Annotated in this window: 13 protein-coding genes; 4 read left to right on the top strand and 9 right to left on the bottom strand. The window is 67.3% G+C overall.

Features of this window, described 5'->3' with window-relative positions; genetic code table 11:
- Positions 1 to 69: 69 nt before the first annotated feature.
- The 3 genes from RQG84_RS16360 to RQG84_RS16350 form a co-directional block, all read right to left on the bottom strand.
- The gene (locus tag RQG84_RS16360; RefSeq protein WP_311210888.1) at positions 70 to 366 is read right to left on the bottom strand and encodes a metalloregulator ArsR/SmtB family transcription factor; all 297 of its coding nucleotides are present in this window, start codon (positions 364 to 366) and stop codon (positions 70 to 72) included.
- Positions 367 to 370: 4 nt separating this feature from the next.
- A complete protein-coding gene (locus RQG84_RS16355) occupies positions 371 to 2,209 on the bottom strand; it encodes a phosphoenolpyruvate carboxykinase (GTP) (RefSeq protein ID WP_311210887.1) in 1,839 nt (612 codons plus the stop codon).
- 189 nt (positions 2,210 to 2,398) lie between these two features.
- Complete coding sequence (locus RQG84_RS16350) at positions 2,399 to 2,632, bottom strand: hypothetical protein (RefSeq protein WP_311210886.1); 234 nt, start codon at positions 2,630 to 2,632, stop codon at positions 2,399 to 2,401.
- A gap of 418 nt (positions 2,633 to 3,050) precedes the next feature.
- Between RQG84_RS16350 and RQG84_RS16345 the strand changes: the two genes are divergently transcribed.
- Together RQG84_RS16345 and RQG84_RS16340 are read left to right on the top strand one after the other, a co-directional pair.
- Positions 3,051 to 3,476, top strand: a complete 426-nt coding sequence (locus RQG84_RS16345) for an SRPBCC family protein (RefSeq protein WP_311210885.1) — start codon at positions 3,051 to 3,053, stop codon at positions 3,474 to 3,476.
- Between the two features lie 58 nt (positions 3,477 to 3,534).
- Positions 3,535 to 3,855 carry a hypothetical protein gene (locus RQG84_RS16340; RefSeq protein WP_311210884.1) on the top strand — a complete coding sequence of 107 codons (321 nt, stop codon included), beginning with the start codon at positions 3,535 to 3,537 and terminating at the stop codon, positions 3,853 to 3,855.
- Positions 3,856 to 4,034: 179 nt separating this feature from the next.
- Here the strand turns inward: RQG84_RS16340 and RQG84_RS16335 are convergent, their stop codons facing one another.
- A complete protein-coding gene (locus RQG84_RS16335; RefSeq protein ID WP_311210883.1) occupies positions 4,035 to 4,739 on the bottom strand; it encodes a hypothetical protein in 705 nt (234 codons plus the stop codon).
- 172 nt (positions 4,740 to 4,911) lie between these two features.
- Between RQG84_RS16335 and RQG84_RS16330 the strand changes: the two genes are divergently transcribed.
- Entirely contained in the window at positions 4,912 to 6,603 is a 1,692-nt protein-coding gene (locus RQG84_RS16330; protein ID WP_311210882.1) for a sigma-70 family RNA polymerase sigma factor, read from the top strand.
- Between the two features lie 164 nt (positions 6,604 to 6,767).
- Here the strand turns inward: RQG84_RS16330 and RQG84_RS16325 are convergent, their stop codons facing one another.
- Positions 6,768 to 6,905 carry a hypothetical protein gene (locus RQG84_RS16325; RefSeq protein ID WP_311210881.1) on the bottom strand — a complete coding sequence of 46 codons (138 nt, stop codon included), beginning with the start codon at positions 6,903 to 6,905 and terminating at the stop codon, positions 6,768 to 6,770.
- A 417-nt stretch (positions 6,906 to 7,322) separates the two neighbouring features.
- On the opposite strand from RQG84_RS16325, the gene RQG84_RS16320 reads away from it, so the two are divergent.
- Positions 7,323 to 8,888 (top strand): sugar transferase, encoded by a 1,566-nt coding sequence (locus RQG84_RS16320; RefSeq protein WP_311210880.1) that lies wholly within the window; start codon positions 7,323 to 7,325, stop codon positions 8,886 to 8,888.
- 200 nt (positions 8,889 to 9,088) lie between these two features.
- Here RQG84_RS16320 and RQG84_RS16315 read toward each other — a convergent pair whose 3' ends face one another.
- The 4 genes from RQG84_RS16315 to RQG84_RS16300 all read right to left on the bottom strand — a co-directional run bounded on the left by RQG84_RS16315 (position 9,089) and on the right by RQG84_RS16300 (position 14,048).
- On the bottom strand, positions 9,089 to 10,168 hold the full coding sequence (locus tag RQG84_RS16315; RefSeq protein WP_311210879.1) for an acyltransferase: 1,080 nt from the start codon (positions 10,166 to 10,168) through the stop codon (positions 9,089 to 9,091).
- On the bottom strand, positions 10,165 to 11,229 hold the full coding sequence (locus tag RQG84_RS16310) for a hypothetical protein (protein ID WP_311210878.1): 1,065 nt from the start codon (positions 11,227 to 11,229) through the stop codon (positions 10,165 to 10,167). The genes RQG84_RS16315 and RQG84_RS16310 overlap by 4 nt, the downstream gene beginning before the upstream one ends.
- Positions 11,230 to 11,480: 251 nt before the next feature.
- The gene (locus RQG84_RS16305) at positions 11,481 to 12,743 is read right to left on the bottom strand and encodes a hypothetical protein (protein WP_311210877.1); all 1,263 of its coding nucleotides are present in this window, start codon (positions 12,741 to 12,743) and stop codon (positions 11,481 to 11,483) included.
- 6 nt (positions 12,744 to 12,749) lie between these two features.
- The gene (locus tag RQG84_RS16300) at positions 12,750 to 14,048 is read right to left on the bottom strand and encodes a glycosyltransferase family 4 protein (protein ID WP_311210876.1); all 1,299 of its coding nucleotides are present in this window, start codon (positions 14,046 to 14,048) and stop codon (positions 12,750 to 12,752) included.
- Positions 14,049 to 14,056 lie beyond the last annotated feature (8 nt).

The following is a 14,056-nucleotide window of genomic DNA, read 5'->3' as shown; positions in this document are numbered from 1 at the left end:
GTACCAGCCCTCCACAGACCTTCGGCCCCACTCGAGACGAGAGGGGCCGAAGGACAGGACGAGCAGGGGTCAGTCGAGCGCACCCAGCAGCGCTCGACCGGCGTGCAGCAGGTCCGCCACCCGGTCAGTCGCCAGTGCGTACTCGACGGTGCCGCCCTGCCGGGTGGAGGTCACGAGCCCGACGCGACGCAGCACTGCCAGCTGCTGCGACAGCGACGACGACTCGACGTCAATGTCGGCGAGCAGCTCGCGCACGGCCATGGGCCTGGCCTCCAGCAGCTCGAGCACCCGGATGCGGACCGGGTGCCCGAGCGTGCGGAAGAGCTCGGCCTTGCTGTGGTGCAGTGGTGCGCTGGTGTCGCCCACCAGCTCAGGCGTCGTCGGCTGCAGCGGCCTCGAGTGCGGCAGCGACGCGGCGGTGCGCCTCCCAGATCTCCTCGGGCAGGTCGCGGAACTGCTCCAGGTGCACCTGGCGGTGCCCGATCTCCTCGCGCCAGCGCGTGACGTCGATCGTGAGGATCGTGTCGAGGTCGGCGAGCGCCTGGTCGTCCAGGCCCTCGAGCAGCAGCTCGTCGCGGGTCGGGATGACGCCGACGGGCGTGCGCTGACCCTCGACCTCGCCGTTCATGTACTGCATGAGCCACACGAGGGGGCGCAGGTTCTCGCGGTAGCCCGGCCACAGGAAGCGCCCGTCGTCGCCGCGCTGGAACCAGTTGACGTGCGCGAACACGGGCTTCTTCGTGGTGCGGCTGAAGACCTCGAGCCAGTGCGCGGCGTAGTCGCCCTCGCCGTAGGACATGAACGGACGCATCGACATCGGGTCGTAGCGCAGCACGCCCTCGAGGCCGTCGGCCGCGGCCGTGGCCTCGGCACCGAGCGTCAGACCGTCGTAGACACCCTCGGCGACGTCGTCGATGGCGCGGATGAGCGGCTCACGGTCACGGGTGCGGCCACCGAAGATGACGCCGTGGATCTCGACGCCCTTCGGGTCCTCGAAGTCCGCGGCCACGTTGGGCACGTTCTCCAGCGTGGTGGTGAAGCGGCTGTTGGGGTGGGCCCAGGGGGCGTCGACCTCGTCGCCCGTGCGGTCGGCGATCACGTCGCCCTTCCAGTCCTCCCAGCCGTCGAGATCGGTGGGCTTGTCGCCCTTGCCCTCCCACCAGACCTCCTGGGTCTTGGTGTTGTAGGCGACGTTCGTGAAGATGGCGCCGGTGCCCTCGACGATGGAGTCGACGGCGCCGGGGTTGGTCTTGGAGTTGGTGTCCTTCGCGACGCCGAACACACCGTTCTCGGGGTTCATGCCGTAGAGCTTGCCGTCGTCGCCGACCCACAACCACGCGATGTCGTCGCCGTAGAACTCGACGTAGTAGCGGTCGCCGAGGGCGTCGGGCGCGAGCGTCATGGCCAGGTTCGTCTTGCCCGACGCGGACGGGAAGCCGCCACAGATGTGGTACTTCTTGCCGGTCTCCTTGTCGACGATGCCGAGCAGCATGAACTGCTCCACGAGGAAGCCGTTCTTCCAGCCGTCGTAGGAGCCCTGGCGCAGGCCGTGGGCGATCTTGCCGAGCAGCGCGTTTCCGCCGTAGGACGAGCCGAAGTGCAGGATGGTGCGCTCGTCGGCGACGGTGACGAAGTAGCGCTTGTCGTCGGGGGTGCCCTGGCCGAGGTTCTCGAGGTCGCCGGTCACGTGGACGGCGCGCACGAAGGAGTCACCGAGGTCGTTCACGTACTCCGAGCCGACCCGGGCCATGCGGATCATCTGCATGACGACGTTGCGGTTGTCGGTGAGCTCGACGCCGGCGGCGTACTCCGACAGGGGCGAGCCCTTCGGTGCCATGAGGTAGGGGATGACGTACATGGTCTTGCCCTCGGACGCGCCGGTCATGAGGCCGACCAGCTTGTCCTTCATCTCCGAGGACGGACGCCAGTTGTTGTAGATGCCCTTGTCGTTCTCGTCGCTGGTGGCGACGATGGTGCGCTCCTCGGCGCGGGCGGTGTCCTTGAAGTAGGACCGCGAGTAGTAGCGACCCTCGCCGGCGGGGAGAAGCTCCCCGGCCTCGAGCGCCTCCTCGATCAGGCGGGCGTCGTCAGCGGCCGAGACGACCTCGACCCGCGCGGCACCCGTCACCCCCGCCCAGTGCTGCACGTACTCGCGCACGTGCTCGTTGGTGAGTCCAGCCTGGTCGAGCGCTGCCGCCACGTCTGCCATCGTGTCGTTTCCTCTCGTTGCCCCGTACGGGGACACGTTCTGGCGGGTCTGCCCCGCCATGGGTTGCAGCGACCGTACCGGAGTTGAAGAACTTTTCATCTACCGGGATGTAACAAGTGGGAAATGTCACCCGCGCGCTGGCGTTGCAGGCAATTTGTGGTTCCGAACGCGAAATGTGGAACGGGTCCGTCATCCACGAGAACTCGCGATGCTGCGCAGAAGGACCGGATTGCGGAGGCTCAAAAGGCCGCTGCCCTCATGCTGCGTGAGCAACGGGTGGGACGTGCTCATGACGTAGACGTAGATTCGCAGAACCACCGCCATCCGCTTGGTCTTGCCGGCGTCCGCCTGGCTGAACGTTGCGCAGGACGATTCGAGGCAACGGAGCTGCAGCCGCGGGCCCACCTTGCGCATCGTGGGCACGCACCTGACCCACCTACGGCGTCAGACGGCTCCCGCCACGGGATGGAGAGTCACCGCACGGCGCCACTCTCCGCCCACGAGCTCGTCGACAGCGAACTCACGATCGGGGCTCTTGTCCTCGGCTCGGATCTCGAGCGCCCGCTTCGTCGCCTGCAACACCGAGCTCGATGGACCCTCGGCCTGGACGTCACCATCACACAGGATTCGGAATCTACCCATCGGTCGATCCTAGACCGGCAGTTGAACGTTCGAGCACGAAACTTCGTCGAAGCCTTCCCTCCCCAGTCTGCGGCTTCTGTCGCACTTCTTGCCGACACACTCCATCGCCTGAGCGAGCCGGTCCGAGGTCACTGTCCAGCGGACCGGCGCAGACGCGCCTCGCCATGCGAGCACAGTCGCGCGCCTCTACCGTCGAGGAATGTTGGTCGACGGCTACGAGATCGAGTCCTCGCTGGACCGCGAACGACTCTGGGCCGAGCTGGTGGCGCTGGAGACCATCTCGCAGTGGAGCGCGCTGGAGGAGTGCGCGTCGACCGACGGCCCCCTGCTCGAGCCGACGTCCTCGTACGTGTGCAAGCACAACAACGGCCTGCACGGGGTCGACGCCACGGTGGAGGTGACGGACTTCGAGGAAGCCGAGTGCCTCGCGCTGCGCACCGAGACGCCGATCGCCGACCTGGACGAGAAGCTGGTGCTCACGGACCACCTGGGCGGCAGCCTGGTGACCTACTCCGTCGACGCATCGTCGGACTCCTTCGGCCCCGCGGCCACCGTCTGGCTGCACCGACACGTCTCGTTCGTGTGCGAGAAGCTGGAGCAGTTCGCCAACCGCGAGCTGGTGTGATGCCTCACCCAGGCTCGCCATACTTGTTCAAAAAGTGTTCGCAACCTACGTTTGCGGTATGAGTCTCCTGATCAACGAGCAGCCAGAACCGTCCGGAACGGTGACGGCGCTGCTCGACCCCCGCCCCGTCTGGGTGGGCTGCCTCTGGGACCACGGGGAGGAGACGGTCAAGGAGCTCGTCCCGGCCACGGCCACCGCCACGTCCGGCGACCTGGTGCTGTGCGACTTCTGGGACCCGCGCACGGGCCGGAACCGTGCGCACTGGATGGAGAAGGAGTTCGTGCGGGACCGCCCGACCTCGATCGCCCCGTCGAAGAAGAAGCCGGTGACCGACCACCCGGCCGCGGCACCGAGCCCGACGTTCGACGTCGGCAGCTGACCGGCCACCCGCCGATCGGACCGGCAGCGGCGCGGGCCCGCTGACGCCGATCCTCCAGATCGGCACCCGAGGGCCGCGCCACCGCCGGTCCTGGTCGCCGTCCCCCCGAGGGGCAGGTCTCCCACCTGCCCACCGCGGACCCGACCCCTGTACGGGTCCGTGGACGACGACCGCTCGCCCTACATGGCGAGGTCTCTGACCAGCGCGCCGCGCGCGCTGGGATCGGTTGGCACCGGCTCGAACCAGGCGGCGACGTCCACGTCGTCGCGCCACCGCGCGAGCCAGCGTCGGGCGCGGCCCACCGAGGCGGCGAGCCCGGCGACGCCGCCGTCGTCGACCACGGCGCCCAGGCGATGGGTGCCGAGCCGCGACCACACGGCGCACGGCGCGATGCCGTCGTCGAGGACGGCCCGCACCAGCGCGAGGGTCAGCTCGGACTCGACGCCGCCCGCCGACCCCCGGGCGCTCTGCTCCGCTTGATCGAGCATCACCTCGGCCACGAGGACGCGCTGCGGGCCGTGCCCGCCGGCCGCAGCGAGCTGGTCGCGCAGCTGGTCGGCGCCGGCCAAGCCGGTGAGTGGGTCGTCGGCGCCGAGCCCCAGTCGGGCGCGTTCGGCGGCCCACGCCGCCAGCGCCGCGCAGGCGACGTGCGGGGCAGCCGGTGCCCGGCCGGCGCCGACGAGGGTGTCGTCGACGCAGGCGAGGAGGGTGTGCAGGTCGGCACCACGACGGGCCTGCAGATGTCCGAGCCGACCCGCGAGGGCGGGCTGGCACGGGCCGCCGGGCGTGCAACGAGCCAGCAGGGCCCGTGCACGGGCCACGTCGGCGTCGGTGGCGCCCGACCCGCCCGGACCACTCGAGGCGCTGATGGCACGGACGGTCACGATCTGTTCCTCGCTCTCCCTCGACGGTGCGTTGCCCTGACGACTAGGAGGAGTGCGGACCGCCCCACTGGTCACGCACGACCGCGAAGAAGTTTCTGCGCGAAGGTGCGTGACGAGCCGGGCACTGCGGTCTCCTGGAAGAAGACCCACCTTCTCCGGCTGAATGCGAACGATGACCAACCTCTTCCTCGACCCGAGCGACGCCGAGCTGCTGCAGCGCTACCGCGACGGTGACGACGACGCCGCCGGGCGGCTGTTCGAGCGCCACCACCCTTCGGCGGTGCGCCTCGCGGGTGCGCTCGCCGGCGCATCGGCGGCCGAGGACCTGGCGTCGGACGCGTTCGTGGCAGTGCTGCGCGCGGTGCGCAACGGCGCGGGCCCGCAGTTCGCCTTCCGGCCCTACTTGCTCACCTCGGTGCGCAACGGCTTCTACGCGGCGTCGAAGGCGGCGTCGCGCCAGGACCTCTACGACGACCTCGAGACCGCGCCCGATGCACCGACCGTCGCCGACGGCATCGCGCTGCGCGGTGAGTCGAGCCTGCTGGCGCAGGCGTTCGCCACGCTCCCAGAGCGCTGGCAGGCAGTGCTGTGGCACACGACCATCCACGACGAGTCACCCGAGCAGGTGGCCCAGGTGCTGGGCATCAAGCCGAACGCGGTGTCGTCGCTCGCCCTGCGGGCTCGCGAGGGTCTGCGCAACGCCTACCTCACCGCCCACCTGGGCCAGACGGACGATCCCGAGTGCCGCGAGGTGCGCGAGCTGCTGCCCGCGTACGACCGGGGCCGGCTGCGGCCGCGCGCCCGCGCGAGGGTGGAGGCGCACCTCGAGGTGTGCGACGACTGCCGCGAGGCGGCGGTCCTGGTGGGCGGCATCACCGCGGACCTCGGCCTCCTGCTCCCGCCGGCCCTGCTGGGAGCACCAGGCGTGGCCGCCTTCGGGTCAGGGCCCGTCGGGTCCGGGAACGGCCCCGACGACGCGACGACCCGCGGCCCCCGCTCCCCCCAGGACGGCGTCGCCGCGTCCATCGCCGTCGACTCCCCGAAGGTCGCCGCCGCCGCGTCCACCGCCGCCGGCTCCCGCACCCCCAAGGGTGGCGCGACCCCCGCGGCGCGCAGCGCCACCCGCACGCCCAAGGGCAGCGCGGCCGCGCTCAGCGCAATGGAGTCGGCAGCAGCGATCGCCGCCGGCGCCACGATCGTGATGGCCCTGGTCGGCGCGACGGCGGTGGGCGTCTCCCTCCTGAGCCCGCCCGACGACACGACCGTCCCCAGCGCCGCCGCAACCGCGCCCCTCGCGCCCTCCGACCCACCACCGCTCTCCGAGCCTGTCGAGGAGCCCACCCCCAAGCCCTCCGAGCCCGTCGAGGAGCCGACCTCCGCACCACTCGCCCAACCCACGCCCCCCGAGCTTGTCGAGGGGCTGAGACCGTCCAACCCACGATCGCCCTCCGAGCCCGTCGAGGAGCCCACTCTCAACCCCTCGCCCACCCCCTCGCCCTCCGAGCCTGTCGATGAGCCCACCGAACCCGTCGAGCCACCCGAGGAGGGTGAGGACCTCGCCGTCACCGTGCTCGAAGCCGTTCCCGGCAACGTCTACGAGGTGACGCTCGCGGTCACGTCGTCGACGGTGACCCCGCTCCTGCACGTCGAGCTGCCGCCGGGCATGGAGGTCTCGCTGTGGGGCGGCGACGGTTGGAGCTGCACGGAGGTCGGCACAACCCGCTCGTGCGAGGCGTCGACTCCGAACCCGCAGCCCATCCGTTTCTGGTGGGGTCCGGGCGCGACCGAAGGGTTCCTGGCGACGGTCAGCGCACCGGGCAACGTGGACCCGAACCCGGCGAACGACTCGGTGTCGCTCGGCTGAGCGCTACCGGCCGGCTCTGCGGTGGTGCAGCTCGGCGTGCGGGCACGCGGTGCCGTACTTCATGCGGCACCGCCAGCGTCTCCATGTCTTCTTCATGGCCGACCTCCCACCTCAACGGTAGGGAGGTCAGATGTCGGGCAGGTGACGCCGCCTGGTGGTCTTGCTCACGCAGCCTGGAGGGCCTGCACCACGAGCACCGCTGTGGCCACGGCAAGGAGCAGCACCGCGACGTAGCGGAACCTCTCGCCCTGGGTCGGTTCCGGTCGCTGCTCGTGCAGTCGTCGCTTGGCGTGGTCGCTCATCGATCCCCCTGGATGATGGATGGTCTCGTCGAGGTGGAGTGCCGATGCGATCGGTCATGACGCCAAGGCCACCCGCGACAAGCAAGCCGATGGCATAGGAAAGCCCCGCTGACCTCGGGGGGTGAGTCAGCGGGGCTTCATCAAGAACGTTACTCGGCCGTTCAAGCGGTTGTCACCCGATCTTCCACACCTGGAGGAAAGTCTAAGATGTGAGACGCGATCATGGCCCTTCTGCCCTGGTCTTCAGTCCTCGAACGCCGCTCCGAAGGCCTCTGCGTGCCCGAGATCACCGACGATCGCTCTGATCGTCACGCCTCGTTTACACGAATCGGTCGATCCCGCAGACCAACCCGTCTAGCCTGGCCGTGTGCGGAAATCAGGTGTCCGCTCAAGAACCAGCTCTGTGGATCGGCGCGCATGACCCTTCACGACTTCGACAAGACGAACAGTTCGGTCAGCCCGTCGTGGGTGGCCGGAACGCCGCGACCCTCAGCATCGGCGTCCCCCTCACCTCTGGAGCTACCGGCCATCAACGAGCACCCCCCGCGTCTCGCGCCGTGGCACAAGTCGTTCGCCCACCACCTGTTCTTGACCGACGTGGGTGTCCTTCTCGCTGCCGCATTGATCGGTGCCGCGCTCCGTTTCGGCGTCGAGTCCGACGTGCGCACCGCCGGCCCTTTCTCGTTCACCTACTGGACCTTCGGCGCGATCCTTGCGATCGGTTGGTCACTCGCGCTCCAGGCCTACCGGACGCGCGACGCTCGCATCCTTGGTGACGGCGTCGAGGAGTACCGCCGACTGATTCGAGCCTCGGTCACGTTTTTCGGGCTCGTGGCGATCGCCTCGCTCGTCTTGAAGTTCGATTCGTCACGCGGCTATCTCGCCATCACTTTCCCCCTCGGCCTGGCGGGACTGCTGGCAGGCCGCAAGTTCTGGCGGTCATGGCTCCATCGACGGCGCGATCGCGGTGGGTTGATCGCCAATGCCCTGGTCGTCGGAGGCATCCGGTCAGCAGAGGACATCACCCGTCACTTGCGTGGCAACGCGCGCTCTGGCGTGCGGGTGACGGGCGTGTGGGTACCTGATCGAGCGAGCTCTCTCAACGAGTGGCTTCCCATCCCGGACGCTTTCGTGCCCGTCCTCGGCACTGAGAGAGATCTGTCCCAGGCGCTCGCGGTCGCCGAAGCCACGTTGGTGATCGTTACGGACAGCGAGCACTTGGGGCATGCAGGCCTCAAGGAGCTCACGTGGGAGCTCGAGAACCGCGATGTCGACCTGCTCGTGTCTCCCAACGTCGTCGACGTGTCCGGCTCGAGGATCCAGCTCAGCGCCGTCGGCAAGCTGCCCTTTCTCAGCGTCCAGAAGCCGACCTACGGTGACGCGGCTACCTGGCCCAAGCGAGTGTTCGATCGAGTGGGTTCCTTGGGACTCATCGTTCTCCTCTCCCCAGTTCTCCTCACTGCGGCGCTAGCCGTAAAGCTGACAAGTCGCGGTCCGGTCTTCTACCGACAGGAGCGCATTGGACGCGACGGAGAGCCGTTCGGGATGATCAAGTTCAGGTCGATGCACCTCAATGCCGACCAGAGACTTGCCGATCTACTTTCCGAGCAAGGCCAGGACGTCGGACCTCTAGCGAAGCTCAAGGACGACCCGCGCATCACGTCGGTTGGTCGGTTCCTTCGCCGCTACTCCATCGACGAGCTGCCGCAGCTTTTCAACGTCCTGTTCGGAACGATGAGCCTCGTCGGCCCGCGGCCCCAGCGTCAGTTCGAGGTGGACCTTTACGACCACGTCGCCCATCGCCGCCTGCGCGTCCTGCCTGGCATGACCGGACTGTGGCAGGTGTCGGGCCGGTCAGACTTGACATGGGAAGACGCGATCCGCCTGGACACCTACTACGTCGAGAACTGGTCCATGACTGGGGACCTGATCATTCTGTGGCGAACCGTACGAGCAGTAATCGGTTCCGACGGCGCCTACTAGGGACTACCCCCCCACCGGAAAGGACCACACACCAGTTGAAGTTCGCGCCACCTCTCGGACCGGTCAACCTGGGCTAAATCGGGCGTCGGGACCAACTGGAGAACGGTCCGAGGGCGATTGTTCCCAACCCCCGACAATGCGACTCCATCACGCCGGGATCGACGACGTCCCCTCAGCACGTTTGGGGGTAGGCGATCCGACTAGGAGACCGGGTGGCCGCCGAAACGTCGCCTTAGTTGGCTCAATCTCCTCGTCGTCATTCGATACGCGATGTCGGAGACGATCACAGTGAGTCCCAGCGACACGGATACGGCAAGAATTCGAGAGTCCACGAAGTACACCACTATGGCTAGAAGCGGAAGGTGCCAGAGGTAGATCTCGTAGCTGATCCGGCCCAGGTGAACTACAGGTCTCGTTTCGAGACACCGTCGCAGCCAGCCGTAGTTGGCTGCAAACAGAACGCCCGAAAGAAATACTCCGATCGCGAAACTTTGCACCGTGTACTTGAGCGCAACCTCGTAGAGCGTAGACCAGTGGACCATCGTCGCGATCATGAACAGCCCACCACCGAAGACAAGTGCATGACCCTGCCACGCAGGCCTGTGCTCGATGGATAGTCTCCTAGCCTCCAGGAGCAGAGTGAGCAAGACGCCCCACGCCATCGAATCGATCCGGGTAAGCGTGAAGTGGTAGTTGATCTCGTCTGCTGTCTCGATCGGCCAGATCTGGAATACGACCAATCTCAAGATCAGGGCAGCCACGATGATCACGATCATCAAGTTGATTCTCGAGCGTGCAGTTCGGAGGAGGAGCAGCGCGGCCGGGACGAGGAGGTAGAAATGCTCCTCGACCGCGAGACTCCACAGCGGCTCGAAGGCGGGAAGCCCGATCGGCCAACCGAACAGGTCCCCCCCGAACTTCACTAGGTTCCCGAGGTAGAGGAACGACAGGACAATCTGCAGCCCCGAGAACTCCTCCGGATAAAGGAGCCACAAGACCGGTACCGCCACAACGCCCATCAAGATCAGCGGCGGCAACAACCTGATAAATCGTCTGACGTAGAAGGGGCGAAGACCGATCTGTCCTCGCCGCTTCTCCTCCGCAAGCAACAGTCGACTGATGAGAAATCCGCTGATGAAGAAGAACACGGACACACCAAAGCCGCCGGGGAGCACCTCGACGATCTCGAAGTGGCGTACCACGACGATCCCCACGGCGAAGAGCCTTAGTCCATCGAGTCCACTGATGTAACCAAATTCCGCGGCCTGTTCGTTCTTCACGGTCTTCCTTTCTCGGACTTCCGTGGCGTCCCGCTTTGGCGAAACCGCGGACTCATGGCGATGCCCAGCATCACCCAGAAGAGTGGCCAAGCGGCCGGGAAACTCTGCGCCCAGGCAATCACCATCAGCGAGCCTGCGAGGGTCGCGAGGGGCATCGCGGAGCGGAAGGGAATAGTGAAGACGAGGATTAGGAAAAGCAGCCCGGCGAGTCCGTACTCGAGCAAGATGACGGCGATGAAAGAGACGGGTGATTGCACCAGCGTGGCCGGGACGTTCTGGGCGTAGTAACCCGCAAGTCCGAGCAAGCCTCCCACGTCGTGGCGGAGATAAACTTGGTATCCCTCGACGAGGAACGACCCCGCTCCATACCCGAGGAAGTTGGAGTCGAAGAAGCCGAACAAGCCCACGAGGTTGTGGGCAATGCGGTAGGACGCAGTCGAGTTCAGCAGTTCTCCGGGCGACGTCACCGCGACTGCGAGCAGGTCCACGCCTCTGATGCCGGTCTCGGCCACAGTGCTGAGCACGAAGAGTGCGGCGAACCCGACGACAACCAGGAGGATGAACCGTCCTAGTCGACCGCCGCGACCGCTGCGTGACCTCGCCGTCGCCAAAGCTATACCTGCCACCAGGGCAAGCCCGAAGATTCCCGTTCCAGACAAGGACGCGACCGCACAGAGGACGGCCAGGGCCAGCGGCCATCTCGGGAGACTGACCCCTTCCCGAGCCATCCTCGCCCTCACCACCATGGCGATTGCGAGCAGGAAGACCATCGTGAAGCCGAAGTCCGTTGCCTCTGGCGCGAGGCTCGAGCTGCCGCGTTCGTTCGAGACCACCACAGTCGGCACGAAGGGGGTCACGAGGGAGAAGTACACGGAAGGGGCGGCATAGCGCAGCAGGGCGAAGCCGAACCATAGGGGAAGCGCCGTGCAGAGGGCCCTCCAGACCGTCCGCGGCTGCGCGTACTGGCAAGCGAGCATGATCCCGACACTCAGCAGGAACGCGGCGGACCGCCGAAAGTACACGGAGAGGTCGAAGCCCTCGCCTTGGTAGACGTAGAGCATGAACCACACGCTGAAGCCGATGACGAACCACTGGGGTGCGTTGATCGATAATCCGTGGCGTGCAAGGCGGGCGAATACCCAAAGCCAGGCCGCGATGGAGGCCCACGGCTGGACCTGCGAGGGTGCCGCGATCGGACCAAACGCCAGATACGGCAGGAAGCACAGAACGAGGACAGCGAAGAGGGATCTCTGGCCCCACGCTTCAGTTCCCGAGCCTGATCTGGACACAGGACGAACGGTCGATCGTGCGGTCACAACCTCACCTTCCTCGGCCGCCCGACGCCCGCCAACGGCCCGAGCCACACCCCGACCTTCCACCGCACCAGCAGAAGGACGGCGAGGGACGTGATGCCGTAGTAGCCGACCTGCGCGACCGCCAGACCGTTCATGCCAGCTGCGCTTCCCGCGAGCACCAAAGCCGCGAGCTGGAGAGGAAGCATCACGCAGTAGGCCCCCAGGATTGCCGACTCGAAGCCCAACATCTTCAGCACCTCGTCGGCCGGGCCCACCAGGGCCTCAGCCAGCACGCCCACAAGGAGAATCGAGAGCAGGGTGGGCAGAGCGCTGAGGCCGGGACCGAACATCCAGGACAGTACGCCTTCGCCAAGCGCGATGTTGGCAACCAGAGCGCCTGCTGCCAGCACGGATGCGACACCGGAGAGCCGGGCGCATAGTCGACGGATCTCTTCCAGGTTTCCATCGCTCCCCGCTCTAGCGAACGCCGGCCGGACCATGAACCTGAACGCCGCCGTGATCGCCGAAACAGCAACCGCGATCCGCCCTGCAGTGCCGACTTCCCCGGCCTCGGCTGCCGAGAGAACCGCTCCAGCTACGAGAGTCGGCATCCACAGCCCCAGGGAGTACGCGGCTCGCGCACCCGCGAGTCGTAGCCCCAGTGGCCCCCGGGAGACGAGCTGGCGCAGGTCCGGCCTGCCGACGCCGCAGGCCAGCAAGGCTGCGATGACGGCGACCGTGCCACCCAGCGCCGCGGCCGCCCCCGCGGCCGTGGCGACCTGCGTGAACGTCGGCTGGGACGCCACGATGACGACGGGCAGCGCAGAGGCCGCGATGGCGATGTTCAGGGCGGGGTAGAAGAAGAAGGCGCCGAGTCGTCCGGATCCGGAGCCCAGCAGCAGCTGAGCCCCGTTGAACATCAGTCCGGCGGAGATCACCATGACTCCAGCGAAAACCAGCGCCGCCGTCCTGAGCTCTGTCATCGCCACCAGGGCAGCGACGACCACCGCTGTGGCGAGGCCCGAGAAGAAGACGGCGGTGAGCACCGCGCCCGCAAGACCTGGGAGGGTGGCGTCCCGCTCCGACGACCTCAGCTGCGGCACGTCCCGTACGAACCACTCCGAGGAGCCCAGACCGACCAGGAAGTACGTCGGCAGGACGACCCCGAGGACGAGGACGTATGTCCCGTAGCTCTCAGGCGGCAGTCGCTGCGCGAGCACCGCCAGAACGACGAACTGGAGCAACAGTCCGGCGTACCGCAAGGAGACCGCGATCAGCATGCGCCGCTAGCCCGGGGTGCTCGGGTGATCGGCGCCGAGCTCGTCGACGAACGCCTCCTCGAGCAGGCGAAAGTGACTCTCCCACGTCCAGTGCGTCCTGACGTGGTCGCTGGCTCGCTGACCCAGGGCACTCGCGGCTACGGGGTCACGGAGCAGGACGACCACCTCCCGGGCGAACTCGCGGGGGTCGTCTGCGACGCGCAGCGTGGAGTCGGGGGCTCTGATCCCCTCGTTCGCGACGTTGGAGGCTACGACCGCCTTGGCCGACGCCATGTACTCGAGCAGCTTGTTCTGCATCCCTCCGGCCGCGAGCATCGGATTGACACACACCGCCGCCGAGCGGATGATCTCGCCGACGTCGGGCACCGTCCCGGTGACGACGATGCCGTCCCTGCCGTCGAGCGCGCGCACCTCGTCCACCGGGTCCCGACCCTGAATGAAGAACGAGGCCTCCGGGACCTCGGACCGCACGAGCGGCCAGACCCGGTCGACGAACCACAGGGCCGCCTGCACGTTGGGCGGGTACAACATGGAGCCCGAGAAGACCACGCGGTTCTCCACGATCTCCTCGTCGGTGGCAGCGAGGTACTTCGTCGTGTCGGTCCCGTGGGCGCCATAGAGCCAGTTGTCGATCGTGGGCTGGCCGTGCTCACGGCACTGCTGCTCGATCGCCTGCACGTCGGCGGGTCCGATCAGCATCGTCCGGTCGAACCTCTGCCACACACGCGACTCGTACCGCCCCATCAGGCGGGCCTCGACGTTGTAGACGAGTCGCCAGAACCATCGCGACTCGTGCTGGGCCATCCGTCGCGTGTTCAACGTCTGCGACAGCTGCAGCGCGAGGAACGTCTTGGGGGTTCCCCCGGACCCGACGGCGTGCTCCACCGCCGGAGCGGTCCGCGGGTAGTAGTTGTAGACGATGTCGTACTGGGCCTGTCCCAGCGACCTGCGAAGCTCGTGCGCCATGGCGCGGTTCCAGAAGATGGCGACCTGGAGGGGGAGGAGCCGCATCGAGCCTCGGACCAGCCCCCACACCTTGCTCGCGCGGGAGTGGCGGAAGACGCGTACGGTCCTGCAGGCCTCCTGGAGCCACGCGTGCTGGACCTCGGAGACCTCGCCGTCGAGATCGAGCGTGTAGAGGTCCACGGTGTGTCCGCGCTTGGCGAGGTACGCCAGGAGGTGGGCGACGGTCATCTGGTCGCCGCGCATCATCGGGAAGGGGAGGCGGCTGTAGACGACTGCGATCCGCAGCCGTTGCTCTGCCTGCTCACATTCCATCGCCTTCGGGAGGACGTCTGCACTCACCCGGATCC

The sequence above is a fragment of the Aeromicrobium sp. WCS2018Hpa-31 genome (assembly GCF_031843905.1).
In the GTDB taxonomy this organism is placed as follows: Bacteria; Actinomycetota; Actinomycetes; order Propionibacteriales; family Nocardioidaceae; genus Aeromicrobium.
This window is presented reverse-complemented; position numbering and strand designations above follow the sequence as displayed.

What these genes read in the sequence shown, in the direction of transcription:
- RQG84_RS16320 (WP_311210880.1), top strand. Translation starts at nt 7,323, where the DNA reads ATGACCCTTCACGACTTCGACAAGACGAACAGTTCGGTCAGCCCGTCG.
- RQG84_RS16355 (WP_311210887.1), bottom strand. Translation starts at nt 2,209, where the DNA reads ATGGCAGACGTGGCGGCAGCGCTCGACCAGGCTGGACTCACCAACGAG.
- RQG84_RS16345 (WP_311210885.1), top strand. Translation starts at nt 3,051, where the DNA reads ATGTTGGTCGACGGCTACGAGATCGAGTCCTCGCTGGACCGCGAACGA.
- RQG84_RS16305 (WP_311210877.1), bottom strand. Translation starts at nt 12,743, where the DNA reads ATGCTGATCGCGGTCTCCTTGCGGTACGCCGGACTGTTGCTCCAGTTC.
- RQG84_RS16330 (WP_311210882.1), top strand. Translation starts at nt 4,912, where the DNA reads ATGACCAACCTCTTCCTCGACCCGAGCGACGCCGAGCTGCTGCAGCGC.
- RQG84_RS16325 (WP_311210881.1), bottom strand. Translation starts at nt 6,905, where the DNA reads ATGAGCGACCACGCCAAGCGACGACTGCACGAGCAGCGACCGGAACCG.
- RQG84_RS16310 (WP_311210878.1), bottom strand. Translation starts at nt 11,229, where the DNA reads ATGCTCTACGTCTACCAAGGCGAGGGCTTCGACCTCTCCGTGTACTTT.
- RQG84_RS16340 (WP_311210884.1), top strand. Translation starts at nt 3,535, where the DNA reads ATGAGTCTCCTGATCAACGAGCAGCCAGAACCGTCCGGAACGGTGACG.